Origin of the sequence: Devosia indica, from assembly GCF_003056405.1 — a bacterium.
Taxonomy (GTDB): Bacteria; Pseudomonadota; Alphaproteobacteria; order Rhizobiales; family Devosiaceae; genus Devosia; species Devosia indica.
Window position 1 is genome coordinate 13,120 of sequence record NZ_PYVZ01000017.1, and the last position, 20,499, is coordinate 33,618.

The following is a 20,499-nucleotide window of genomic DNA, read 5'->3' on the forward strand; positions in this document are numbered from 1 at the left end:
ATCATCGCCTTTGTTTGGGTTGCTTTGCTTCCCTCGGTAGAGGCGTGGTTCAACAGGAGCAGACCATGAAGCACATATCGGTGGCGGCACTTGCAACCCTGAGCCTCGTCCTTGCTCCGAGCCTTGCCGCGGCGCAGAGCGTCAATGTCACGCGCTCCATTCTGCCCACCCTGCCCTATACCGTGATCTACCCCGAAGGCATGGTCGCAAGCGGCGGCGGTGGTGACCCGCTGACCATCAATCACCCCGAGGCGCCGCTGCAATGTGACCTGACCGTTGTTCCGGTCGAGGACACCGGCTGGACCGCCGAGGCGGCGCTGGGCGCACTGGACGATGCCGAAGTGGCCGCGTCGTGGTCCGAAATCATGCCCGGCTTTGCCTTGGGCAATAAAGGCACCACGCCCTATCAGGACGCCACAGCGCTGATCTATGACGGCTCAAGCCCGGAATCGAGCATGGGCGTGCCATTGACCGTGGTGCACACCGAAACGGTCTCCAATGGCCGGGGCTATGTGCTCGATTGCCTCTATGCCACAGCCGAAGCGGCACAGGCCCGGCCCATCGTTGACTTCATCATTGCCAACTTCGCCACGCGCTCGGACGCCGGATGCTGCATTGGCGCCGAGGTCGCGCCTGAAGAAGAGACGGCACCGGCGCAATAGGACCGGTTGAAGCCGGTCTTTGTGCATGCCATATCAATGACATCGGCGTCGGCCCCAGCCACGCCTCAGTCAGATCAGCGGGAGAGTGCACATGGCCATGGACGCAAGCGAAATCGAGCGCCGCATCAAGGCCGCCCTGCCCGATGCGGAAATCGAAATCCGCGACCTTGCCGGAGACGGAGACCACTGGGCCGCCTCGGTGAAATCCGAGCAGTTCCGCGGCAAGACCCGCGTGCAGCAGCACAAGATGGTCTATGACAGCCTGCAGGGCGACATGGGCGGCGCGCTGCACGCCCTGGCCTTGCAGACCAGCGTTCCGGACTGACCGCGTGTCGGGGTTGCGCGACTCGCTCGACCTGATCCGCATGGTGCGGCCCGAGGCCGGCACCGCAGCCATCGACCATGAAATCCAGGCGGAACGCGCCAACTCGCTGAGCGCGGCCGAACGCCGTGTCATCAAGGCCATCGCCGGCCTGAAGACGGGCGATGATCGCGAATACTGGCTGGCCGAAGCGCGCGAGGCGGTCTGGGGCTATTTCGTCCAGCGCGAACTGATCGGCTTTCGCCGCCACACCGAAGTCATTGCGGATCTGGGCATTCCGGGCGAAGTGCTGAATGGGCTGGGGGCAAGGCCGAAATGACCGGTGCCGTGCCGGACTGCCGGTTCCGCCTGAGCAATAGGCTGATCGAGGACGGTCCGGTTCACGAAACCGGCCAATTCTACGTGCTGATGAGCAATGATAATCAATTGCCCGGGGCCGCATTGGTCATTCCCAAGCGCCACAGCGCCAACCCGTTCGAAATGAACGCAGACGAATGGAGCGACCTGCCAAACGCCCTGGCAGCCGCGCGGGAGAGCCTGGAAAAGTTCACGCCCGCCGGGTTCACGCTTGGCTGGAATGTGGGCCCGGTGGCCGGGCAGACCGTTGGCCATACGCATTTGCATGTTATCGCGCGATATGAGGACGATCCCATGGCCGGACGCGGCATCAGACATCCGCTGAAACGCGCTCATCAGGTTCAGAACGCATGACCCGCGCTGTTCTGTTCGACGTCGATGGCGTGCTGATCAACGGCTATCATTCCAATCCAGAGCGGGAGGTGCCCTGGGACAAAGACATACTGGCCGACACCGGGGTCGACCCGGATCGCTTTCGAAAAGAGTTCATCTTCGACATCTTCATCAAAAAGGTGATCGTTGGCGAAATGGCCTTGATGGACGCGCTGGAAAAGCGCCTGCCCGCATTGGGCTATAGCGGAAGCCCGATGGCCTTCGCGCGCTATTGGCTGGAAAAGGATTCCAATCTCAACCAGCCTGTGCTCGACATCGTCAGCAAGCTGCGCGCGGCGGGCGATTGCCGGCTCTATATCGCCACCAATCAGGAGCATATGCGGGCAAACTGGCTCTGGTCCGTGCTCAAGCTCGGCGATCTGTTCGACGACATTTTCTATTCGGCCCGCATTGGTACCCGTAAACCGGATCCGCGCTACTACCAGTTTATCGCTGACAGGATCGGGCCGAGCACCGAGCCGCCTCTGTTTTTCGATGACACCGAGGCGGTGGTGTTCGGCGCGCGCAAGGCGGGCTGGGAGGCGGTCCAGTTCGACACGATAGACGACCTGACCAATCACCCATGGGTGAAAGCGCGGCTCTAGCCGGGCGCCCCACTCGACAGCAAAGCCCGCCTGTCCTATTTAGAACCCAGCTTTAACCGGCCCTTGAACCCGGACTTTTCGAAAGGCTCCTCCCATGACCGACATCAACGCCTTTATCGACGACAAGGTGAAGAACAACGACGTGTTCCTGTTTATGAAAGGCTCGCCGGACTTTCCCCAGTGCGGCTTTTCCGGTCAGGTCGTGCAGATCCTGAACTATCTCGGCGTCGATTATTCCAGCGCCAATGTGCTTGAAAGCGACGAACTGCGCGACGGCATCAAGGCCTATACCAACTGGCCGACCATCCCCCAGCTCTATGTGAAGGGCGAGTTCGTCGGCGGCGCCGATATCGTGCGCGAGATGTTCCAGTCGGGCGAATTGCAGACCCATTTCCAGCAGGCCGGCCTCGAGGTCAAGCAGAGCGCCTGATCGCGTTCTGCACGGAATCAGTTTCGGAAGGCCCAGTCTTAACCGACTGGGCCTTTTGTGGTTTTGAGCACGCATTGTTTCCAATTGGTGAGACGGACAACGCGCAAACACGCCCACATTCATCACCAATTCTGATCACACCCATCAGCTATTATCGCTTTGCGTGATAAATAGCCGGGCGTAGATTGGCCGGACGATCGTTTCGAGACTCTCGCCATGACCGCTGCCACAGTGCGCCCCGCCGTTCCCTTGCCGCTTGTGATTGTTGCAGGCTGCATTATCGCCGCCATCGGCTTTGGCACGCGCGGTTCGTTCGGCCTTTTCACCCTGCCGGTGACCGAGGATCTGGGTCTCAGTCGCGAGCAATGGGGCATGGCTATGGCCGTGCAGAACCTGGTCTGGGGCATTGCCCAGCCCTTTGCCGGCGGCATGGCCGACAAATATGGGAGCGGCCGCGTACTGGCTGTGGGCGGGCTCGTCTATGCGCTGGGTGTGCTGGGCATGGCCTTTTCGCCCGATACGCTGACCATGACCCTGACGGCTGGCGTGGTGACCGGCGTCGGCATCGCCATTGCCTCCTTCGGCGTTGTCATGGCCGCCTTCGGGCGCGTGGTGCCGGCGGAAAAGCGCAGCTTTGTCTTCGGCATTGCAACCGCCGCCTCCTCGGCCGGGCAATTCATCTTCGCGCCGCTCGGCCAGGGCTTCATCTCCGCCTTTGGCTGGCAGATGGCGCTGGTCTGGATCGCCCTGATCCTGCTGCTGGTCATTCCCTTGTCCGCGGCACTGCGCGGCCGCACCGAGTCGGTGCCCGGCGAGGCCGATCTGCCCTTCATGCAGGCCTTGTCGCGCGCCTGGGGTCATGGCTCCTACCGGCTGCTGGTGATCGGCTTTTTCGTCTGCGGCTTCCACCTGGCCTTCATCAATGTGCACATGCCCGCCTATCTGGTTCAGTGCGGCCTGTCGCCCGAAGTGGGGAGTTGGACGATTGCCGTGATCGGCCTGTTCAACATCGTCGGCTCCCTGCTCTCGGGCTGGCTAGGCAGCCGCCTGCCCAAGCAGATGCTGCTGGCCACGATCTATTTCCTGCGGGCGCTGTTGATTGCGGCCTTCCTGCTCATTCCAGTCAGCGAGGTGACGGCCTATGCCTTTGCCGCCGGCATGGGTCTGCTCTGGCTGTCCACCGTGCCGCTGACAGCGGGGCTGGTGACGCTGTTCTTCGGCCCGCGCTACATGGGCATGCTCTATGGCATCGCCTTCTTGAGCCACCAGATCGGGTCTTTCGTCGGCGTTTGGCTGGGCGGCGTGGTCTATGACCAGACCGGCGCCTATGACCTGGTGTGGTATCTGGGTATTCTGCTCGGCCTCGGTTCGGCCGCCATCCACATCCCGATCAACGAGCGCAGCGCGACCAATTTTGCCCTGAAATCGGCCTAGCTATCCATCGGCTTTTGCCGATTGAAGGCTTGCCAAACCGGATCAACGGGTTCATGGTCCGCTCAATTCCTTCGGCCGTTTCCCTCCGGCTTTGACGAGTTTCAATCATGTCCGATCATTACACGCGGGTCCTTTCCCGCCCCGAATTCATTGCCCTTATGGCTGCGCTGATGGCGCTCAATGCCCTGGCTATCGACGTCATGTTGCCTGCCCTGCCCTATATGGGCGAGGCGCTTGGCGTGGCCAACGAGAACGAACGCCAGTTCGTCATTACCGCCTATATGATCGGCATGGGCGTCGCCCAGCTCGCCTTTGGGCCGCTGACCGACCGTTTTGGCCGCCGTGCGCCTCTGCTGGCTGGCATCGGCGTCTATGTGGTCGCGGTCGTCATCGCCGCCTTCGCGCCCAGCTTCACAATGCTGCTGGTGCTGCGCTTCATCCAGGGCCTGGGCGCCGCCAGCGTGCGCGTTATCACCACCGCCGTGGTGCGTGACCGGTATTCGGGCCGCGAAATGGCCGAGGTCATGTCGCTGGTCTTCATGGTGTTCATGGCCATTCCGGTGATTGCACCGAGCATCGGCCAGGTGCTGCTGCTGACCGGGCCTTGGCAGGCGATTTTCCTGTTCATGGGCGGGCTGGCGCTGGTGTTCTGGCTGTGGACCTTCATGCGGCTGCCCGAGACGCTGCCGCTCGACAAGCGCCGCCCGCTCAGCCTCAAGGGCGTAACGGAAGGCTTCCACATCGTCTTCACCAATCGCGTCGCCATTTCCTATGGCCTGGCCGGCATGTTCCTGTTCGGCGCGCTGTTCGGTTTCATCAGCTCGTCCCAGCAGATCTATGTCGATATCTATGGGCTCGGCGTCTATTTCCCGGTCGCCTTCGCCCTTGTGGCGGGGCTGATGGCGGTGTCCTCCTTCACCAATTCCAAAGTGGTGCGCAAGCTTGGCATGCGGCGGCTCTCGCACGGTGCCATGCTGACCTTCACTGTGGTGTCGGGTATCTGGCTGGCCTTTGCCATGTCTGGTTTCCTGCCGCTCTGGCTGTTCTTCGGCCTGTTGTGCGTCATCATGTTCTCCTTTGGCTGGTCGGCCTCGAACATGAATTCGCTGTCCATGGAGCCGCTGGGCGCCGTGGCCGGTACTGCCGCTTCGGTCTTCGGCTTCATCCAGACCGTGGGTGGCGCACTGATCGGTGGCTATATCGGCCAATTGTTCGATGGCACCACCATCCCGACGGCCGCAGGCTATTTCACCATGGGCGTGATGGCCCTGGTGTTCATCCTGATCGCCGAAAAGGGCCGCCTGTTCGGCGTTGGCGAGCAATATGCAGACGCCAAGACAGAGCCGGTGATGGAAGCGCACTGACGCCCCATACGCGCCAGAGTGCTCAAACAGACAACGGGGATTTCCACGCGCTGGAAATCCCCGTTTTGCGTTCTGTCGTGCCGCCGGTCAGGTGTCGGGTGTGGCCGATAACTCGAATTCGCCGCGATCAGTGAAGATATGGTCGACCAATCCCCAGCCCCTGGCCTCATCGGGCGCCATGTAGCGGTCGCGCTCCAGCGCGGTCTCGACCTCTTCATAGGTCCGGCCGCAATGCTTGGCATAGATCTCGTTGGTGCGCCGCTTGAGCCTGAGGCTCTCCTCGGCATGGATCATGATGTCGGTGACCTTGCCCTGATAGCCGCCCGAGGGTTGATGCAGCATGAGCGAAGCGCTGGGCAAGACGGCGCGCATGCCTGCCTCTCCCGCCGCCAGGATCAGCGTTGCCGCCGAGGCGGCCATGCCCATGCACAGCGTGCCCACCGGCGCGCGAATGAACTGCATGGTGTCGTACATGGCCAGGGCTGAGGTGACGACGCCGCCGGGCGAATTGATATAGAGATAGATCGGCTTTTTCGGATTTTCCGCTTCGAGGAACAAAAGCTGCGCACTGACCAGCGAGGCCATATTGTCCTCGATCTGGCCGTTGAGAAAGATGATCCGCTCCCGCAGCAGCCGGGAATAGATGTCGAAGGCGCGTTCCCCCCGGCTGGAATTTTCAACGACCATAGGGACGAGTTGCATCATGTCGCGCATGGGCGACCTCCATCAGTTTGCAGGAATGTGGGCGGGCGGTGGAGCGGTCAGGCGGCGCGCATGAACATCGCCGTCTGAGCCTCGTTATTATTGGCCGCCGCCGGCAGGGCGGCCGGCCTGTGCGTCAGGCGAAACCAGGTGCCGCCATCGTCTCGCGGCGTGAGCTCGAAGGTTACGAAGCTCTCTTCCGGCTCGGCATCGCCGGAACCGCGCTCGGTCCAGCGATAGGTGACCGAATGGGGCGCGTTGGCCGCCACCTGATCGACCTGGACGCTCTCTGGCCGGTCCAGCCAGCGTTCGAGATATTCGGGGATGGTCAAAGCCCGCCAGACCTTGTCCGGAGAAGCATCGAGTCCGGTTTCAAACACCAGGTCCTCGTCGGTCTTGCTCATTGATCCATCTCCCTCAGCAGATCCTTGAGATTGTCGATGCGGCTGGGCCAGAAGGCACGGTAGCGCGCCAGCCAGGCATGCAGCGGGGCAAACCCCTCGGCATTGACGCTGTAATGGGCATAGCGCCCCTCGCGGCGCTCGCTCACCAACCCTGCCCCGCGCAGCACGGCCAGATGCTGGCTCATGGCCGGCTGGGTGATGGCAAAGCCCTCCCGCAGATCAGTGGCCGTGGCCTCACCGCCCGCCAGGCGCTCAAGTATGGCGCGGCGGGTCGGGTCGGACAAGACTTTGAAGATTTCCGGTTCGCTCATGCTCAACACATAAGCATAGACTTATGAGTCGACGCAAGCCTCAACAAGATCGATGGCCCGCACATGCCGGGCAATGATCCTAGACCGTAAACACCTCGCGGCGCAGGGTGGTCCAGCTTTCTTCATCCGAGGCGACCAAGAGGCCGCCCGCAAGATCGGAGGGGTGGTAGGGCGTGCCGTCGAACTTGGCGACATGGGCCCCGGCCTCGCGCATGATCAGCGCGCCACCGACATGGTCCCAGGGCATGAGCTTGGCATACATCATGAAATGCACATTGCCGCCGGCGGCGTAGCGATATTCGTGGCCGGCGCAGCGGTAATTGGCCAGCATCTTGACCTTGGCCAGATTGGCCATGACCGTGCTGCGCTGTTCCATCGGCAGGAACATGGTGGACGCCAGCCCACCCATCTCGCCAAGCGGCACCGGATCGGCAAATTTCTGGCGGATGGCGCGGCCATCGGGGAAGATCTGGAAGGCGCCACAGCCCTTTTCGGCCATCAGCACGTCATCGCCCAGGGGATCATAGATAACGCCGGCGACGGGCTCGCCATTCTGCACCACGGCCGCCATGACCGCGAACAGCGGCAGGCCGCCGGCGAAATTGGCAGTGCCATCAACGGGATCGACGTAAATCACGATTCGATCCTCGAGGTTGGTGTCGAGCAGTTTGGGATTGGCCGCCACGGCCTCCTCGCCAATCACCAGCACATCGGGGCGATGCGCCTTGATGGCGGCGGTGATGACCCGCTCGGCGCCGACATCGGCCTCGGTGACGAGGTCAAAGGCGCCCGACTTGGTCTGCACCGTCCCTTCGTCGAGTCGCCGGAAGCGCGGCATGATCTCCTCCTGTGCAGCCTGTTTCAGGATGGCGGCGAGGCGATCGACGTTCATGGCGCTAGGCGTCCTTTGGCTTGGTGGAAAGTGCGGTAAAATCGAACAGGCGCGGGTCGAGCATGTGGCTCGGATTGATATTCCCGAGGGCACGGATCATCACGTCCTTGCGGCCGGGCATGGCGCGTTCCATGTCGTTGAGCATGGCCTTGGTGACATTGCGCTGCAACCCGTCCTGCGAGCCGCACAGGTCGCAGGGGATTATGGGAAACTGCATGGCATCAGAGAACCGCTGCAGGTCCTCCTCGGCGCAGTAGATCAGCGGCCGCAGCACTTCGAGGTCGCCTTCGTCATTGACCAGCTTGGGCGGCATGGCCGCCAGCTTGCCGCCGTGAAAGAGGTTCATGAAGAAGGTTTCGAGGCTGTCGTCGCGATGGTGGCCGAGAACCAGCGCGGTGCACCCCTCTTCCCGCGCGATGCGGTAGAGATTGCCGCGCCTTAGGCGCGAGCAGAGCGAGCAATAGGTCGCGCCCTGGGGCAACTTGTCGGTGACGATTGAATAGGTGTCCTGATATTCAATGCGGTGTTCCAGCCCCAGCCCGGTCAGGAATTCGGGCAGGATATGCTTGGGAAAATTGGGCTGGCCCTGATCGAGATTGCAGGCCAAAAGCTCCACCGGCAGCAGGCCGCGCCATTTGAGGTCGAGCAGCAGGGCGAGCAGGCCATAACTGTCCTTGCCGCCGGACAGCGCAATCAGCCACTTCTCGCCCGGCCGCACCATGGCGAACTTCTCGAGGGCCTCGCGGGTGTTGCGGATGAGGCGCTTGCGCAGCTTGTTGAACTCCACCGAGCGCGGCGCATTGGCAAAAATCGGATGCGCGCCGCTGTCGGCGTCATCTGCGGGCGTGGCGGGAGCATCCATCACCGCGGACATGGCGAAACTCTCTTTTGAATGGTCGCGTAGCTGATACAGCGTCGGGCGACAGATGGAAAGGTCGGCTGGAAGGGTGAAACCTTACCAAAGCTTAACTTCCTGTCCTTGTTTATTGCCGATTGCCACAGTTAGATGACACATCTTTCCGACACCCTGGAGTCTCGCGGTGTTCCGTTCATTCTTTCCCGATCCCAAGCTCTTCTTCTCCTCGGCTGTTATCTGGATGCTGGCCGCTGTATTGCTCTGGTTTGCCATAGGCGAGCCGGCCCGCTCGGTACTCAGCATCGACCGCTTCACCCATCCGGTGGTTTCGGCGCCCATTGCCGACCAGCCAACGACCGAAGATGTTCCCGGCACGCCGGACCCTGCGGCTGGCGCCGCGCAAACAAACCCAAATGCGCCCGCAGAAACAGAAAGCGAGTCGCCCACGACGCCCAGCCCGACAGCGCGGGCGATGGCGGGCGCCGAACTGAACTTCCTGACCGCAGAACGCGTGTGGCTCTATCAATACGTGCTGATGACGGCACTGATCTTCTGTGTCTTTTGGTACTTCTACAAGCGCAACGAATGGTATTGGTGGTCGGTGGTCTCCTCAACGATCATCCTGCTCATCATATATTTTCAGGTGCAGGTGTCGGAGTTCGTCAATGAGTGGTCCGGCTCGTTCTTCAACGTCATCCAGCTCGCGCTGACCCAGCCCGGCTCAGTGACGCCGGAGCAACTCTATGGCCTGACCTGGACGATCATTCTGGTAACCATCCCCAGCGTCCTCGTGGCGGTGGGTCTGGCCTTCTATACCTCGCACTATGTGTTCCGCTGGCGCAAGGCGATGAACTTTTACTACATGGAGCATTGGCCCAAAATCCGCACCACAGAGGGCGCCGCCCAGCGCGTTCAGGAAGATACCATGCGGTTCGCCGCGATCATGGAAGACCTCGGCACCGCCTTCTTCGACTCTCTCATCACACTGGTGGTGTTCCTGCCCCTCCTCTGGAACCTGTCGGCCAATATCAGCGAACTGCCGATCTTCGGTGAAACGCCCGGTGGCCTTGTCTGGGTCGCGCTTGTCGGCGCAGCGGCCGGTACAGCACTGCTGGCCTTGGTGGGCATCAAGTTGCCCGGTTTGAACTTCAACAACCAATTGGTCGAAGCGGCCTACCGCAAGGAACTGGTGTTTGGCGAGGACCATCCCGACCGGGCCCAGCCTCCGACTGTCCGTGATCTGTTCGCCAATGTGCAGCGGAACTACTTCCGCCTGTATTTCCACTACACCTACTTTAACCTGGCGCGCTACGGCTACACGAACATGGTAGGCTATGTGCCCCTCCTGGTGATGGCCCCGTCCATCCTGGCCGGTACGCTGACCATGGGCCTCTACCAGCAGATCCAGATCGCCTTCGGCCAGGTTTTCGGCTCATTTCAGTTCTTCGCCCGGGCCTGGACGGTGATCGTGGAACTGCAGTCCGTGATCATGCGCCTGCGGACCTTTGAAAGCTACATTCCGCGCGACCAGGAGCCGATCAAGGTCAGTGTCGGCGGTGGATCGCCGGCGGAGTGACGAGCGCCACTGCGGATGGGCCCCTGACCCCATCCGCTTGCCTAGTTCCCTCAATGCATGAGTTGTGGGCGCGGCAGCAGTAAATTTCAAACGCCAACGCAAAAAGGGCCGCTCTCGAGGAGCGGCCCTTCCCAATTCAGTAGTCTGTCGTCGCGATTAACGCGAGTAGAATTCGACGACCAGGTTCGGTTCCATCTGCACCGGATAGGGCACATCCGAGAGGGCCGGCACGCGGACATAGGTCGCGGTCTGCTTGTTGTGATCGACTTCGATATAGTCGGGCACATCGCGCTCAGCGAGCTGGTTGGCTTCCAGAACCACGGTGAGCTGCTTGGAGCGCTCGCGCACTTCGATCTTGTCGCCGACCTTGACCTGGTAGGACGGAATGTTGACGCGCTGGCCATTGACCATGACATGACCATGGTTGACGAACTGGCGGGCCGCAAACACGGTCGGGACGAACTTGGCGCGATAGACGATGGCGTCCAGGCGCGACTCGAGCAGGCCGATCAGGTTCTCGCCGGTGTCGCCCTTGCGACGGTTGGCTTCTGCATAAAGACGCAGGAAGGCCTTTTCCGTGATCGAGCCGTAATAGCCCTTGAGCTTCTGCTTGGCGCGGAGCTGCAGACCAAAGTCGCTCAGCTTGCCCTTGCGGCGCTGACCGTGCTGGCCGGGGCCATAGGCACGGGCATTGAGCGGGGACTTGGGACGGCCCCAGATATTTTCGCCAAGACGGCGGTCAATTTTGTACTTTGCTGAATGACGCTTCGACATCGCGTATCCTTTTTCAAACGTTGAATGGATCGCGCCCTCCTCTGCCCTCGCTTTCACGAGGACCGACAGACTCCCAACAGAGAATCCCGGGTGCGCCTATGGGCCGTTTGGCCGGAATAGGTGGGCGCGTCTTAGAGGGGCGGGCCCGGCGAGTCAAGCGCTGCGGCCCGATGCCCGCCTTTCACGGTGAAACACATAGAGCCCGGACCCCAGGATGATCGCCGTGCCCACCCAGGTCCAGAAATCGGGGAAGTCGCCAAAAGCGATATAGCCCACAATCGTGGCTCCGACGATTTCGAGATATTGGAACGGCGCCAGGGTGGAGGCCGGCGTGCGCCGGAAGGCCTCGGTAAACAGGAAAAAGGTGAAGGCGGAGAGCGCCCCCATCAGCACGAATTGCGCCCAGGGACCTGACATATCGAGACCCGAAGTGGAGACCAACTCCATCCGGCCTGAGGCCAGCAGCCCGGCGCCAAGCAGGACGACCGCCACCAAAGTGAACCAGAACTGGATCGAAACCGACCCCATGCGCGTCGAGAGCGAGCGCATGACAATGGCATTGGTGGCAAAGGCCAGCGCGGCCAGCAGCGGCAGGAGCGAGGCCCAGCCGAAGATATCCCAGCTCGGCCGGATGACCACCAGCACGCCGCCGAGGCCCACGGCAACCGCCAGATAGCGCCGCCAGCCGGTCTTTTCCTTGAGGAACAGGGCCGAGAGCACGGTAAGCATCAGCGGCTCGACAAAGAAGATCGCAATGGCCGTGGCGATGGGCATGGTGACAAAGGCGCCGATCAGGGCGCTCAGCGTAATCGCTGAGGTGGCGCCGCCCAAAAGGATCAGGCCCCATGGCCCAGCCTCCAGCCGGCGCCGCAGCACGACCAGCACCAGCCCGAGCACGATCAGTTGAAAGCCAAAGCGCCAGAAGGCGATTTCGAAGGGACTGAGTTGCGAGGTCAGGGATTTGGACAGCGCATCGCCAATGGGCACGATTGTGACTGCCAGGACCATGATCGCCATGCCGCTGCGCGACAGAGCGTTGGCGCTGGCAGAGTGTAGAGCCGAATCCGTCATGGCCCCTGTTTAGCGCAAACTCAGGCCATGCGCTTGTCGATATGCCGCTGGTTGCGCAATTGCGGGAACACGCGGCTCCAGATGACGGCCACGGCCATGGCGCCAAAGCCGCCAATGACCACGGCAGGCACCGGCCCGATCAGATGCGCCACCGTGCCGGCACGGAATTCGCCCAGCTCGTTCGATGCGCCGATGAACACGGAATTGACCGCATTGACCCGGCCGCGCACCTCTTCTGGCGTCCAGAGCTGCATGATGGTTTCGCGGATGGTGACGCTGACCATGTCGGCCGCCCCCACCAGCGCCAGCGCGGGAATGGACACCCAGACCGTGGTCGAGAAGCCGAAAATCACGGTAAAGGCGCCGAACAACCCCACGAACAGGAACAGCACCTTGCCGGCATGGTCGCGCACCGGAAAGCGCGTCAGATAAAGCGCCATGACGATGGCCCCCAGCCCCGGCGCGGCCCGCAGGAGGCCCAGCTCGGTCGGCCCGGCATTCAGAATGTCCTTGGCATAGATCGGCAGCAGCGCCACCGCCCCGCCCATCAACACGGCGAACATGTCGAGCGATATGGCGCCCAGCACCACCTTGTTGGAAAAGATGTAGCGAAAGCCGCCGAACATGGTTTCAAGGCTCGTCGCCTGATGCGACTGGCGCTTGGCGGGCTTGGGGATCAGCATCACGGTGACGACGGCGCAGACCAGCAGCGCGGCGGCCGTGCCGAAGGCGAAGCCGGGGGCGATGCCATAGAGCAGGCCACCGACGGCCGGCCCGGTGATCGAGGCGAACTGCCAGGCCGAGGCGTTGACGGTGATCGCATTGCTGAGCGCTTCGGACGGCACCAGATTGGGCGCCAGCGATTGCGCCGCCGGCCCCCAGAAGGCGCGGGCCGTGCCCAGCACGACGAGAATGATGAAGATCGGCCAGACCTCATGGGCCTCGACATTGACCAGGGTCAGGAAAGCCAGCGCGCAACCGAGCTCGACCGTGAGGCAAACCGCCATGATGCCGCGCCGGTTGAACCGGTCGGCGGTCAGCCCGGTGACCAGAATGAGCAGCAGTGCGGGCAGGAACAGGCAGAGGCCCACCAGGCCCAGCAGGAAGGCATTGCCCGTCACGTCATAGATCTGCCAGGCAATGGACACCGACATGATCTGCACCGCAAAGCTGACCAGCAGCGTGGTCAGCCAGAAAAAGCGGAAACCGATATAGGTGAATGCGAGCTTGGACGGCTCGGAGGGGACGTGTGCGCTCATGGTGCATTGCTCATCGCATTTCGGCGATGAACGGTCAAAGGAATAGACGCAGGCCCGGTTACCTCACCCCCATAGGGAGAGGTGAAGTCAGCCCTGCTCCTCGGTCTTGTCCGCCTTTTTCATCCGGTTCGGATTGGGTCGCTCGTGCCGGCGGTCGATCGAGGAGATCACCCCGCGCAAGGTGCGGATCTCCTGGGAGGTGAAGCGGCCGCGGGTGAGCGCGGTGCGCAGATTATTCACCATGCTCGGCCGCTTGTCGGGCGTGGTGAAGAAGCCGGTCTGGTCCAGCACGCCCTCGAGATGTTCGAACAGGCCCACCAACTCGCTACGCGGTGCGGCCTCGGCCAGGTTGTCGCCAAAGGGCAAGGCCCGGCCCGCCTCGCTGGTGCGGCGCCATTCATAGGACATCAGCAGCACGGCTTGGGCGATATTGAGCGAGGCAAAGGCGGCCTCGACCGGCAGGGTGACGATGGCATCGGCCATGGCCACTTCCTCGTTGAGCAGCCCCCAGCGTTCCCGGCCGAACAAGAGGCCCGCCTTGTGCCCGCTGGCAATATGCCCGGCCATGGCGGACGAGGCCTCCTCGGGGCCAAACACTTCCTTTTGCATGTCGCGCGAGCGGGCGGTGGTGGCATAGACCAGGGTCAGGTCCGCCATGGCCTCTTCCAGCGTCTCGAACACGCGGACGCGCTCAAGCACGTGGTCGGCGCGCGAAGCGGCGGCAACGGCCTTTTCATTGGGCCAGCCATCACGCGGCCGCACCAGCCGCATGTCCCAAAGCCCGAAATTGGCCATGGCCCGGGCCGCTGAGCCGATGTTCTCGCCAAGCTGTGGCTCACACAGGATGATAGCGGGACAGGCTGCCAGGTTGAGGGGTTGTGAGCTGTCTGTGCCGGCCATGTGTGTTCTATCTGCAGGAAAGTTGCGGCGACATAGCCCAAATGACCGATTTCGGCAAATCAGGCGACACGAACTCGCATGGGCAGGTCCTGGACCTTTGCGGTGGGCCGCCACTCGCGATCGAGCATGGCGAAATGCAGCTCCTCGTCCCACTCCCCCTGGAACAGGGCATGCTCACGGTAATGCGCCTCAAGCCGCATGCCCAGCTTCTGCATCAGCTTGATGGAGTGATGGCTGCGTCCATCGCAGCGCACCATAAGGCGATGAATGCGGAAGTGATCAAAAGCCAGGTCGATCATCGCCGTCAACGCCTGGGTAAGATAGCCCTTGCCGCTCTGGGCGGGATCTATGGCAAAGCGCAACTCGCCCTGCCCGGCCGTCGCGTCGGACCATTTCAGGCTCACATGCCCCACCAGCAAGGCATCGCCCCTGCGAACCATGGCCAGGGTCAGCGTTTCGCCGGGCCGGTGCAGCTCCACCTGCGAGCGCATGACGGCGAGGGCGGCCGCAACATCTTCCTCGTAGCGGGTCGGGCGCTCGACATAACGCTGCACCGATGAAAGGGTATGGTATCGCCTGACTGCGTCCAGATCACCACGTTCAAAAGGGCGCAAGACCAGGTGATCGGTCTCGATCGGCAGGCGCAAAGACGACATGATCCAGTTTCCTCCGCAAGGACAGAGCAGCCCTGCTTCGGCAATGCCCGGAACGCGTCCCGGTTCCCCTCCCGATTGAGCAAATCTTTTTAGCCCGGTGGCTTGCCAAACCGGAACATCAGACATGGCGAAGAGATAGCCATTCGTCGCGCAAAATCGCGTAGTAGAATTCTTCGTCCCAAAGTCCCTTGAACAGCCCATGCTCGCGAAAATGCGCCTCCCGGCGCATGCCGAGGCGCTCCATCAGGCGCCAGGAGGGCTCGTTGCGCGCATCGCACCGCGCAAAGATGCGGTGCATGTCCGCAGGCCCGAAACCGAGATCGAGCAAGGCATTGGTCGCTTCGGTGGCATAGCCCCGGCCATGGTGGTCGGGATGGAAGATCCAGCCCAGTTCACCCTGCCGCGCCTCGACCGACCGCCAGATCAGCGAGACCTCACCCACCAGTTTCCCATCATGCGCCGTCTCCACGGCCAGGACGATACGGTCACCCTCCTCGAAAAACCCGGTCTGGGTCGCACGCTGTTGTATCGCCAAAGCGCATTCATCGCGGCTGAGGGGCGGATCGAACAGATAGCGCGCCACATCCTCCCGGCCCCGATAGGCAAAAACCCCGTCAACATCGCCCCGCGTGAATGGGCGGAGGCGCAATCGCTCGGTCTGAAGTGGGAAGTCAGGATGCAGCGCCATGGTTTCTCCCGCAGGGCGGCACCATTGCCCGTGCCGTGCGCCTTGGCAAGGACACTTGCCGCCGCATGCGGCCCATGCCAGCCTGCGCCCATGACCCAAAGCACACAGATCGACCAGGACACCAGTTGCGATTGCGGCGCCGTGCGGCTGAACGCCAACGGGCGCGTCGTCTCGATGTTTCAGTGCGCCTGCCAGAACTGCCAGAAGGTATCGGGCAGCGGTCATTCCAGCGTCCTGCTGATGCCGGTCGATGCCGTGCGGGTGACCGGCGCAACCAAAAGCTTCACGCGCCCAGCGGAGTCCGGCGCAAACTTCACGCGCCACTTCTGCCCCGAATGCGGCACCACACTCTATGCCGAATCGTCCCGCGCCCCGGCCTTCCGCATCCTGTTGGCGGGGCTATTTGCCGGCAGCAATGACTGGTACGCGCCCAACCAGTTGATCTTTTCGCGCAGCCACCCGGATTGGGATCTGATCGAAAGCGCCCTGCCCCGTTATGAAACCTACCGCCCGGAGACACCGGCATGAGCATGGCATCGCAAGAACTGGCCGATCGCATCCGCGGCCTGCTGGTGCAGGGTGAGAACATCCGGGAGCAGAAAATGTTCGGGGCCAACGCCTTCATTTCCAACGGCAACATGCTGGTGGCGCCGATGAAGGATGGCTCGCTGCTGGTCCGCGTCGGCAAGGACGGCATGGACGATGCCCTGGCCCGGGAGGGCGTCGGCGCGATGGAAATGGGCGGCCGCACCATGGGTGGTTTCGTGGTGGTCAGCGGCGATGCGCTGGAGGACGATTTCGTGCTGGGTGAATGGCTCGACCGGGCCCGCGCCCTTGTGAAGACGCTGCCGCCCAAATAGCACTCCCCCATCCGGCATGCCCCCTTGCCGAGCCCGTCTTTGCGCTTTGCTCAGGCGGTGCTATACGGACCGCCGAACAGGGCCCAGAGCCACAATCAGCATTTCTCAAGGGAGTTTTTCGATGAGCAAGATCAAAGTCGCCAATCCGGTCGTGGACCTCGACGGCGATGAGATGACCCGGATCATCTGGCAGGCGATCAAGGACAAGCTCATCCATCCCTATCTCGACCTGCCGATCGAATATTACGATCTGTCGGTGGAAAACCGCGACGCCACCGATGACCAGGTGACCGTTGACGCGGCCAACGCCATCAAGAAGCATGGTGTCGGCATCAAATGCGCCACCATCACCCCCGACGAAGCCCGCGTCGAGGAATTCAGCCTCAAGAAGATGTGGCGCTCGCCCAATGGCACCATCCGCAACATCCTGGGCGGCGTGATCTTCCGCGAGCCCATTATCTGCCAGAACGTGCCGCGCCTGGTGCCCGGCTGGACCCAGCCGATCATTGTCGGCCGTCACGCCTTTGGTGACCAGTACCGTGCCACCGACTTCAAGTTCCCCGGCAAGGGCAAGCTGACCATGAAGTTTGTCGGCGAAGACGGCACCGAGATCGAGCATGAAGTGTTCGACGCGCCCGGCGCCGGCATTGCCATGGGCATGTATAACCTGGACGCTTCGATCACCGATTTCGCCCGTGCCTCGATGAACTACGCGCTCAACCGCGGCGTGCCCTGCTATCTCTCGACCAAGAACACCATCCTCAAGGTCTATGACGGTCGCTTCAAGGATATCTTCCAGGAGATCTACGAGGCCGAGTTCAAGGAGAAGTTCGAAGCCAAGAAGATCTGGTACGAGCACCGCCTGATCGACGACATGGTGGCTGCCGCTCTCAAGTGGTCCGGCGGCTATGTCTGGGCCTGCAAGAACTATGACGGCGACGTGCAGTCTGACACCGTTGCCCAGGGCTTTGGTTCGCTGGGGCTGATGACCTCGGTGCTGATGACCCCCGATGGGTCGGTCGTCGAGGCGGAAGCCGCCCACGGTACGGTGACCCGTCACTATCGCCAGCATCAGCAGGGCAAGGAAACCTCGACCAACTCGACCGCCTCGATCTTCGCCTGGACCCGTGGCCTGGCGCATCGCGCCAAGCTCGACAACAATGCAGAACTGGCCAAGTTTGCTGACACGCTGGAAAAGGTCACCGTCGATACCATCCAGGAAGGCAAGATGACCAAGGACCTGGCGCTGCTGGTCGGCCCGGATCAGCCCTGGCTGACCACCATGGGCTTCCTCGACGCGATCGACGCAAACCTGCAAAAGGCCATGGCCGCCTGAGGCTGAAACGCCACCGAATGCATGAAGCCGGGGTCCTGCCCCGGCTTTTTTTTGTCGCGCCATAGGTTACACGAATGTGCCTATCAAGAGCGCAAAGCGGCTTTTCTTGATGAAGCCGGCGTTGAAACCGGCATTCGCGCCCCCATCTGGCAAGCAGCTTATTGAGGGAGACTGCCATGAGAATCCGAAAATCCTTGCTTGCCGCCGGCGTGGCGGGCTTCACGCTAACCGGTGCCGCATACGCCCAGGAGAAGAGTTTTGATCTCTCCGGCTTCACCGGCGTCGATATCGCCACCGGGATCGAAGCACGCGTCACACTGTCGGAGAACTTCACCATCCGGGCACAATCGCGCAGCACCGACGCGCTGGATAAGCTGGAATTGAGCGTCCGCGATGGCATCCTGGTGGCGCGGATCGAGAGCAGCTTCCTCGACTTCATTCTTTCGGGCGGCCTGGTGGGCATGCTGCTCTCCGGCGGCAATGCGGTGTCGCTCGACATCACCCTGCCGGCTCTCGACAGCGCGGTCGCCAGCTCCGGTGCAGATATCGAGCTGACCGCCATCACCGCGGATTCGCTGGCGCTGGAAGCCTCGAGCGGCGCCAATATCGAACTGACCGACGCACGATTGCGCATGCTCACCGCCAGTGCTTCGAGCGGCTCGGATATTGCCCTTTCCGGCAGCGCCGAGGAAATCGCGCTGGATGCGTCCAGCGGTGCCGATATCGATGCCGAAGACCTAGACGCCCTTGCCGGCCGCCTGGAAGCTTCCAGCGGCGCTGATATCAGCGCGCACCTCAGCGAACAGGTGCGGGCCCGCGCATCAAGCGGCGGCGATATAGAGATCCAAGGCAATCCGCAGCAACGCGACATCGACACATCGAGTGGCGGCGACGTGCATTTTGACGACTGAACATAGCCGAGACTGAATGCAAAAGGGGCGCCCATCCGGCGCCCTTTTCTTTTTGTACGGACGAAGGACCGCCGGAAGCCTGGCACACATTCCCTGATGACGCAGGGACGCCCCGCTCGTATGGTGCGAGGGTTCTTGCCGAGTCTCCCCTTTATTCCGGATTGTTTGAATTGCCCGTCGGCGTTGTTCTGGCTTTTTTGGCCTATGCCAGCTTTTCGGTGGCAGATGCCCTGATCAAGACGACCGGGCCGGCCCTGTCGGTCTTCGAGATCGCTTTTTTCACCACCACCTTTTCTATTATTCCGGCCATGCTGACCAAGCGCGGCGAGCGCTGGCGCGACATGTACAAGCTTGAACATCCCTGGCTGGTGCATCTGCGTTGCCTGACGGCTATCTCGGGCACGGCCTGCGTGATGTATGCCTTCACCCATATCCAGTTTGCCGAAGTCTATGCCATCGGCTTCACGACGCCGTTGTTTGTGACGCTGCTGTCCGTGCTGCTGCTGCGCGAACATGTGGCACTGCATCGCTGGGTACTGCTGTTCATCAGCTTTTTGGGCGTGGTGCTGGTAATCCGGCCAGGCATGCGGGCGCTGGAAACCGGGCATTTCGTGATGATGGCCGGTGCCGTGCTGGGCGCGATCACCACCACGATCCTGCGCCATGTGGCGCCCAAGGAACGGCGGGTCAGCCTGGTTGGCCTGCAGGTGCTCTATTCGGCCATCGTCAATGCGGTGCTGATGCTGCCCGACTTTGTGGTGCCGACGCCCGCCCAACTGGGCGTATTGCTCGGCATCGGCCTGCTCGGCGGCATGGGCGGCCTGCTGCTGATCCAGGCCAGCCGGCAGACGCCGGCCAATCTGATTGCACCCGTGCAATACAGCCAGCTCATCTGGGCCATCCTGTTTGGCGCCCTGTTCTTCAATGAATATCCGGACTGGATTGCCATTGTCGGCATGCTGGTGGTCGTCGGCGCCGGGCTGCTCAACGTGTTGACCGAACGTCCGCGCATCCGCTGGAAGCCACGCATCTTCTTCTTCCGCATCGGGCAATAGGCCGGCCGCGCGATCAGTGGACGATGTTGTCCCAATGATCCTGTCGTTCGAGAATGACCGGACCGTCGGCCAGGCTACGGTGAACAATCAGCCGCGAATGCATATGCGCCGTCGACCGGCGGGCCGCGTGTTGTGCGCCAGGCACTTCCATGCGCCGCCGGTCCGGGCCGAAGTAATCGGCCGTCTCGATATAGACGATGTCCTGGTTGAGCTGCCGCGTCAGCCGGTCCACCAGCAATTGCGACTGTTCCGGCAGGCAGAGAATATCGTCGAACCCCATCTGCACATAGCTGAGGAAGGTGGTTGCGTCGCAATCCTGGGCGATCAGGATCACCGGGGCCAGCCGCACCTTTGGCGAGGGATATTGCCTCAGGCGCGTCAGGGTCTCTGCCTTTTCGGCATCGGGCGTTGCAAAATGAAGCAGGAAATAGATTATCGGCGCGGGCCGGGCCCGAAGCTCGGCGACATCGAGATAGTGCACGAAGAGGCCAAAGCCGGTGGCCTTGGCAAAACGCTCAAGACTTTTGAACGGCGCGCCCAGGGAACAGCAGGCCACCGCCGCGCAATCCGAAAGGACATTGGCTCGTCCCGCCATCTACGCTCGTCCTCTTCACTACGGGAAAATACTAGCGCGGCGCGATCCGATGCACACGAAAAAACGCTGCCCAGTGCGCGGCCACACTGAACAGCGTTTGCAGGACT

General features: G+C 62.1%; 26 protein-coding genes. 14 read left to right on the forward strand and 12 right to left on the reverse strand.

Annotated features, from left to right (window positions below):
* Positions 1–65: 65 nt before the first annotated feature.
* The 8 genes from DDE76_RS15330 to DDE76_RS15365 all read left to right on the forward strand — a co-directional run bounded on the left by DDE76_RS15330 (position 66) and on the right by DDE76_RS15365 (position 5,546).
* Entirely contained in the window at positions 66–662 is a 597-nt protein-coding gene (locus tag DDE76_RS15330; protein WP_157955848.1) for a hypothetical protein, read from the forward strand.
* Positions 663–753: 91 nt separating this feature from the next.
* Positions 754–987 carry a BolA/IbaG family iron-sulfur metabolism protein gene (locus DDE76_RS15335; protein ID WP_104893994.1) on the forward strand — a complete coding sequence of 78 codons (234 nt, stop codon included), beginning with the start codon at positions 754–756 and terminating at the stop codon, positions 985–987.
* A gap of 4 nt (positions 988–991) precedes the next feature.
* On the forward strand, positions 992–1,303 hold the full coding sequence (locus tag DDE76_RS15340; protein ID WP_245891977.1) for a DUF6665 family protein: 312 nt from the start codon (positions 992–994) through the stop codon (positions 1,301–1,303).
* Entirely contained in the window at positions 1,300–1,695 is a 396-nt protein-coding gene (locus DDE76_RS15345; RefSeq protein ID WP_104893993.1) for an HIT family protein, read from the forward strand. The genes DDE76_RS15340 and DDE76_RS15345 overlap by 4 nt, the downstream gene beginning before the upstream one ends.
* Complete coding sequence (locus DDE76_RS15350) at positions 1,692–2,318, forward strand: HAD-IA family hydrolase (RefSeq protein WP_104893992.1); 627 nt, start codon at positions 1,692–1,694, stop codon at positions 2,316–2,318. The genes DDE76_RS15345 and DDE76_RS15350 overlap by 4 nt, the downstream gene beginning before the upstream one ends.
* Positions 2,319–2,412: 94 nt before the next feature.
* Positions 2,413–2,748 carry a Grx4 family monothiol glutaredoxin gene (gene grxD, locus DDE76_RS15355; protein ID WP_104893991.1) on the forward strand — a complete coding sequence of 112 codons (336 nt, stop codon included), beginning with the start codon at positions 2,413–2,415 and terminating at the stop codon, positions 2,746–2,748.
* Positions 2,749–2,964: 216 nt separating this feature from the next.
* A complete protein-coding gene (locus tag DDE76_RS15360) occupies positions 2,965–4,182 on the forward strand; it encodes an MFS transporter (RefSeq protein ID WP_104893990.1) in 1,218 nt (405 codons plus the stop codon).
* A 107-nt stretch (positions 4,183–4,289) separates the two neighbouring features.
* Entirely contained in the window at positions 4,290–5,546 is a 1,257-nt protein-coding gene (locus DDE76_RS15365) for a multidrug effflux MFS transporter (protein WP_104893989.1), read from the forward strand.
* Between the two features lie 87 nt (positions 5,547–5,633).
* Here the strand turns inward: DDE76_RS15365 and DDE76_RS15370 are convergent, their stop codons facing one another.
* The 5 genes from DDE76_RS15370 to ttcA form a co-directional block, all read right to left on the reverse strand.
* Positions 5,634–6,260: an ATP-dependent Clp protease proteolytic subunit gene (locus DDE76_RS15370; protein WP_104893988.1), complete on the reverse strand. Its 627-nt coding sequence runs from the start codon at positions 6,258–6,260 to the stop codon at positions 5,634–5,636.
* A 47-nt stretch (positions 6,261–6,307) separates the two neighbouring features.
* Complete coding sequence (locus tag DDE76_RS15375; RefSeq protein ID WP_104893987.1) at positions 6,308–6,652, reverse strand: SRPBCC family protein; 345 nt, start codon at positions 6,650–6,652, stop codon at positions 6,308–6,310.
* Entirely contained in the window at positions 6,649–6,963 is a 315-nt protein-coding gene (locus DDE76_RS15380; protein WP_104893986.1) for an ArsR/SmtB family transcription factor, read from the reverse strand. Before DDE76_RS15380 ends, DDE76_RS15375 begins: the two co-directional genes overlap by 4 nt.
* A gap of 79 nt (positions 6,964–7,042) precedes the next feature.
* Positions 7,043–7,855 carry an inositol monophosphatase family protein gene (locus tag DDE76_RS15385; protein ID WP_104893985.1) on the reverse strand — a complete coding sequence of 271 codons (813 nt, stop codon included), beginning with the start codon at positions 7,853–7,855 and terminating at the stop codon, positions 7,043–7,045.
* A gap of 4 nt (positions 7,856–7,859) precedes the next feature.
* The gene (ttcA, locus tag DDE76_RS15390; protein ID WP_104893984.1) at positions 7,860–8,729 is read right to left on the reverse strand and encodes a tRNA 2-thiocytidine(32) synthetase TtcA; all 870 of its coding nucleotides are present in this window, start codon (positions 8,727–8,729) and stop codon (positions 7,860–7,862) included.
* A gap of 166 nt (positions 8,730–8,895) precedes the next feature.
* Between ttcA and DDE76_RS15395 the strand changes: the two genes are divergently transcribed.
* Positions 8,896–10,287, forward strand: a complete 1,392-nt coding sequence (locus tag DDE76_RS15395) for a peptide transporter (protein ID WP_104893983.1) — start codon at positions 8,896–8,898, stop codon at positions 10,285–10,287.
* Positions 10,288–10,443: 156 nt separating this feature from the next.
* Here DDE76_RS15395 and rpsD read toward each other — a convergent pair whose 3' ends face one another.
* From rpsD to DDE76_RS15425, 6 genes are all read right to left on the reverse strand, one after another.
* The gene (rpsD, locus tag DDE76_RS15400) at positions 10,444–11,061 is read right to left on the reverse strand and encodes a 30S ribosomal protein S4 (RefSeq protein WP_104893982.1); all 618 of its coding nucleotides are present in this window, start codon (positions 11,059–11,061) and stop codon (positions 10,444–10,446) included.
* A 153-nt stretch (positions 11,062–11,214) separates the two neighbouring features.
* The gene (locus tag DDE76_RS15405) at positions 11,215–12,132 is read right to left on the reverse strand and encodes a DMT family transporter (RefSeq protein ID WP_104893981.1); all 918 of its coding nucleotides are present in this window, start codon (positions 12,130–12,132) and stop codon (positions 11,215–11,217) included.
* Between the two features lie 20 nt (positions 12,133–12,152).
* A complete protein-coding gene (locus tag DDE76_RS15410) occupies positions 12,153–13,391 on the reverse strand; it encodes an MFS transporter (protein WP_104893980.1) in 1,239 nt (412 codons plus the stop codon).
* An 87-nt stretch (positions 13,392–13,478) separates the two neighbouring features.
* The gene (locus DDE76_RS15415; protein WP_104893979.1) at positions 13,479–14,291 is read right to left on the reverse strand and encodes an RNA methyltransferase; all 813 of its coding nucleotides are present in this window, start codon (positions 14,289–14,291) and stop codon (positions 13,479–13,481) included.
* A 59-nt stretch (positions 14,292–14,350) separates the two neighbouring features.
* The gene (locus tag DDE76_RS15420) at positions 14,351–14,947 is read right to left on the reverse strand and encodes a GNAT family N-acetyltransferase (RefSeq protein WP_157955849.1); all 597 of its coding nucleotides are present in this window, start codon (positions 14,945–14,947) and stop codon (positions 14,351–14,353) included.
* 118 nt (positions 14,948–15,065) lie between these two features.
* A complete protein-coding gene (locus DDE76_RS15425) occupies positions 15,066–15,635 on the reverse strand; it encodes a GNAT family N-acetyltransferase (RefSeq protein ID WP_108463708.1) in 570 nt (189 codons plus the stop codon).
* Between the two features lie 90 nt (positions 15,636–15,725).
* On the opposite strand from DDE76_RS15425, the gene DDE76_RS15430 reads away from it, so the two are divergent.
* From DDE76_RS15430 to DDE76_RS15450, 5 genes are all read left to right on the forward strand, one after another.
* Positions 15,726–16,163, forward strand: a complete 438-nt coding sequence (locus DDE76_RS15430) for a GFA family protein (protein WP_157955850.1) — start codon at positions 15,726–15,728, stop codon at positions 16,161–16,163.
* Positions 16,160–16,495, forward strand: coding sequence for a TfoX/Sxy family protein (locus tag DDE76_RS15435; RefSeq protein WP_198650932.1), 336 nt, complete (start codon positions 16,160–16,162; stop codon positions 16,493–16,495). The genes DDE76_RS15430 and DDE76_RS15435 overlap by 4 nt, the downstream gene beginning before the upstream one ends.
* A 121-nt stretch (positions 16,496–16,616) precedes the next feature.
* Positions 16,617–17,831, forward strand: coding sequence for an NADP-dependent isocitrate dehydrogenase (locus DDE76_RS15440; protein WP_104893975.1), 1,215 nt, complete (start codon positions 16,617–16,619; stop codon positions 17,829–17,831).
* A gap of 176 nt (positions 17,832–18,007) precedes the next feature.
* Positions 18,008–18,742 (forward strand): GIN domain-containing protein, encoded by a 735-nt coding sequence (locus tag DDE76_RS15445; RefSeq protein ID WP_104893974.1) that lies wholly within the window; start codon positions 18,008–18,010, stop codon positions 18,740–18,742.
* A 170-nt stretch (positions 18,743–18,912) separates the two neighbouring features.
* The gene (locus tag DDE76_RS15450; protein WP_157955851.1) at positions 18,913–19,797 is read left to right on the forward strand and encodes a DMT family transporter; all 885 of its coding nucleotides are present in this window, start codon (positions 18,913–18,915) and stop codon (positions 19,795–19,797) included.
* A gap of 13 nt (positions 19,798–19,810) precedes the next feature.
* Here the strand turns inward: DDE76_RS15450 and DDE76_RS15455 are convergent, their stop codons facing one another.
* Positions 19,811–20,392, reverse strand: a complete 582-nt coding sequence (locus DDE76_RS15455; RefSeq protein WP_104893972.1) for a hypothetical protein — start codon at positions 20,390–20,392, stop codon at positions 19,811–19,813.
* Between the last annotated feature and the right edge of the window lie 107 nt (positions 20,393–20,499).

Excerpts from the sequence above, each read along its gene's own strand:
- DDE76_RS15330 (WP_157955848.1), top strand. The coding sequence starts at position 66 with ATGAAGCACATATCGGTGGCGGCACTTGCAACCCTGAGCCTCGTCCTT.
- DDE76_RS15335 (WP_104893994.1), top strand. The coding sequence starts at position 754 with ATGGCCATGGACGCAAGCGAAATCGAGCGCCGCATCAAGGCCGCCCTG.
- DDE76_RS15345 (WP_104893993.1), top strand. The coding sequence starts at position 1,300 with ATGACCGGTGCCGTGCCGGACTGCCGGTTCCGCCTGAGCAATAGGCTG.
- DDE76_RS15350 (WP_104893992.1), top strand. The coding sequence starts at position 1,692 with ATGACCCGCGCTGTTCTGTTCGACGTCGATGGCGTGCTGATCAACGGC.
- grxD (WP_104893991.1), top strand. The coding sequence starts at position 2,413 with ATGACCGACATCAACGCCTTTATCGACGACAAGGTGAAGAACAACGAC.
- DDE76_RS15360 (WP_104893990.1), top strand. The coding sequence starts at position 2,965 with ATGACCGCTGCCACAGTGCGCCCCGCCGTTCCCTTGCCGCTTGTGATT.
- DDE76_RS15365 (WP_104893989.1), top strand. The coding sequence starts at position 4,290 with ATGTCCGATCATTACACGCGGGTCCTTTCCCGCCCCGAATTCATTGCC.
- DDE76_RS15370 (WP_104893988.1), bottom strand. The coding sequence starts at position 6,260 with ATGCGCGACATGATGCAACTCGTCCCTATGGTCGTTGAAAATTCCAGC.
- DDE76_RS15375 (WP_104893987.1), bottom strand. The coding sequence starts at position 6,652 with ATGAGCAAGACCGACGAGGACCTGGTGTTTGAAACCGGACTCGATGCT.
- DDE76_RS15380 (WP_104893986.1), bottom strand. The coding sequence starts at position 6,963 with ATGAGCGAACCGGAAATCTTCAAAGTCTTGTCCGACCCGACCCGCCGC.
- DDE76_RS15385 (WP_104893985.1), bottom strand. The coding sequence starts at position 7,855 with ATGAACGTCGATCGCCTCGCCGCCATCCTGAAACAGGCTGCACAGGAG.
- ttcA (WP_104893984.1), bottom strand. The coding sequence starts at position 8,729 with ATGTCCGCGGTGATGGATGCTCCCGCCACGCCCGCAGATGACGCCGAC.
- rpsD (WP_104893982.1), bottom strand. The coding sequence starts at position 11,061 with ATGTCGAAGCGTCATTCAGCAAAGTACAAAATTGACCGCCGTCTTGGC.
- DDE76_RS15405 (WP_104893981.1), bottom strand. The coding sequence starts at position 12,132 with ATGACGGATTCGGCTCTACACTCTGCCAGCGCCAACGCTCTGTCGCGC.
- DDE76_RS15410 (WP_104893980.1), bottom strand. The coding sequence starts at position 13,391 with ATGAGCGCACACGTCCCCTCCGAGCCGTCCAAGCTCGCATTCACCTAT.
- DDE76_RS15415 (WP_104893979.1), bottom strand. The coding sequence starts at position 14,291 with ATGGCCGGCACAGACAGCTCACAACCCCTCAACCTGGCAGCCTGTCCC.
- DDE76_RS15420 (WP_157955849.1), bottom strand. The coding sequence starts at position 14,947 with ATGTCGTCTTTGCGCCTGCCGATCGAGACCGATCACCTGGTCTTGCGC.
- DDE76_RS15425 (WP_108463708.1), bottom strand. The coding sequence starts at position 15,635 with ATGGCGCTGCATCCTGACTTCCCACTTCAGACCGAGCGATTGCGCCTC.
- DDE76_RS15430 (WP_157955850.1), top strand. The coding sequence starts at position 15,726 with ATGACCCAAAGCACACAGATCGACCAGGACACCAGTTGCGATTGCGGC.
- DDE76_RS15435 (WP_198650932.1), top strand. The coding sequence starts at position 16,160 with ATGAGCATGGCATCGCAAGAACTGGCCGATCGCATCCGCGGCCTGCTG.
- DDE76_RS15440 (WP_104893975.1), top strand. The coding sequence starts at position 16,617 with ATGAGCAAGATCAAAGTCGCCAATCCGGTCGTGGACCTCGACGGCGAT.
- DDE76_RS15445 (WP_104893974.1), top strand. The coding sequence starts at position 18,008 with ATGAGAATCCGAAAATCCTTGCTTGCCGCCGGCGTGGCGGGCTTCACG.
- DDE76_RS15455 (WP_104893972.1), bottom strand. The coding sequence starts at position 20,392 with ATGGCGGGACGAGCCAATGTCCTTTCGGATTGCGCGGCGGTGGCCTGC.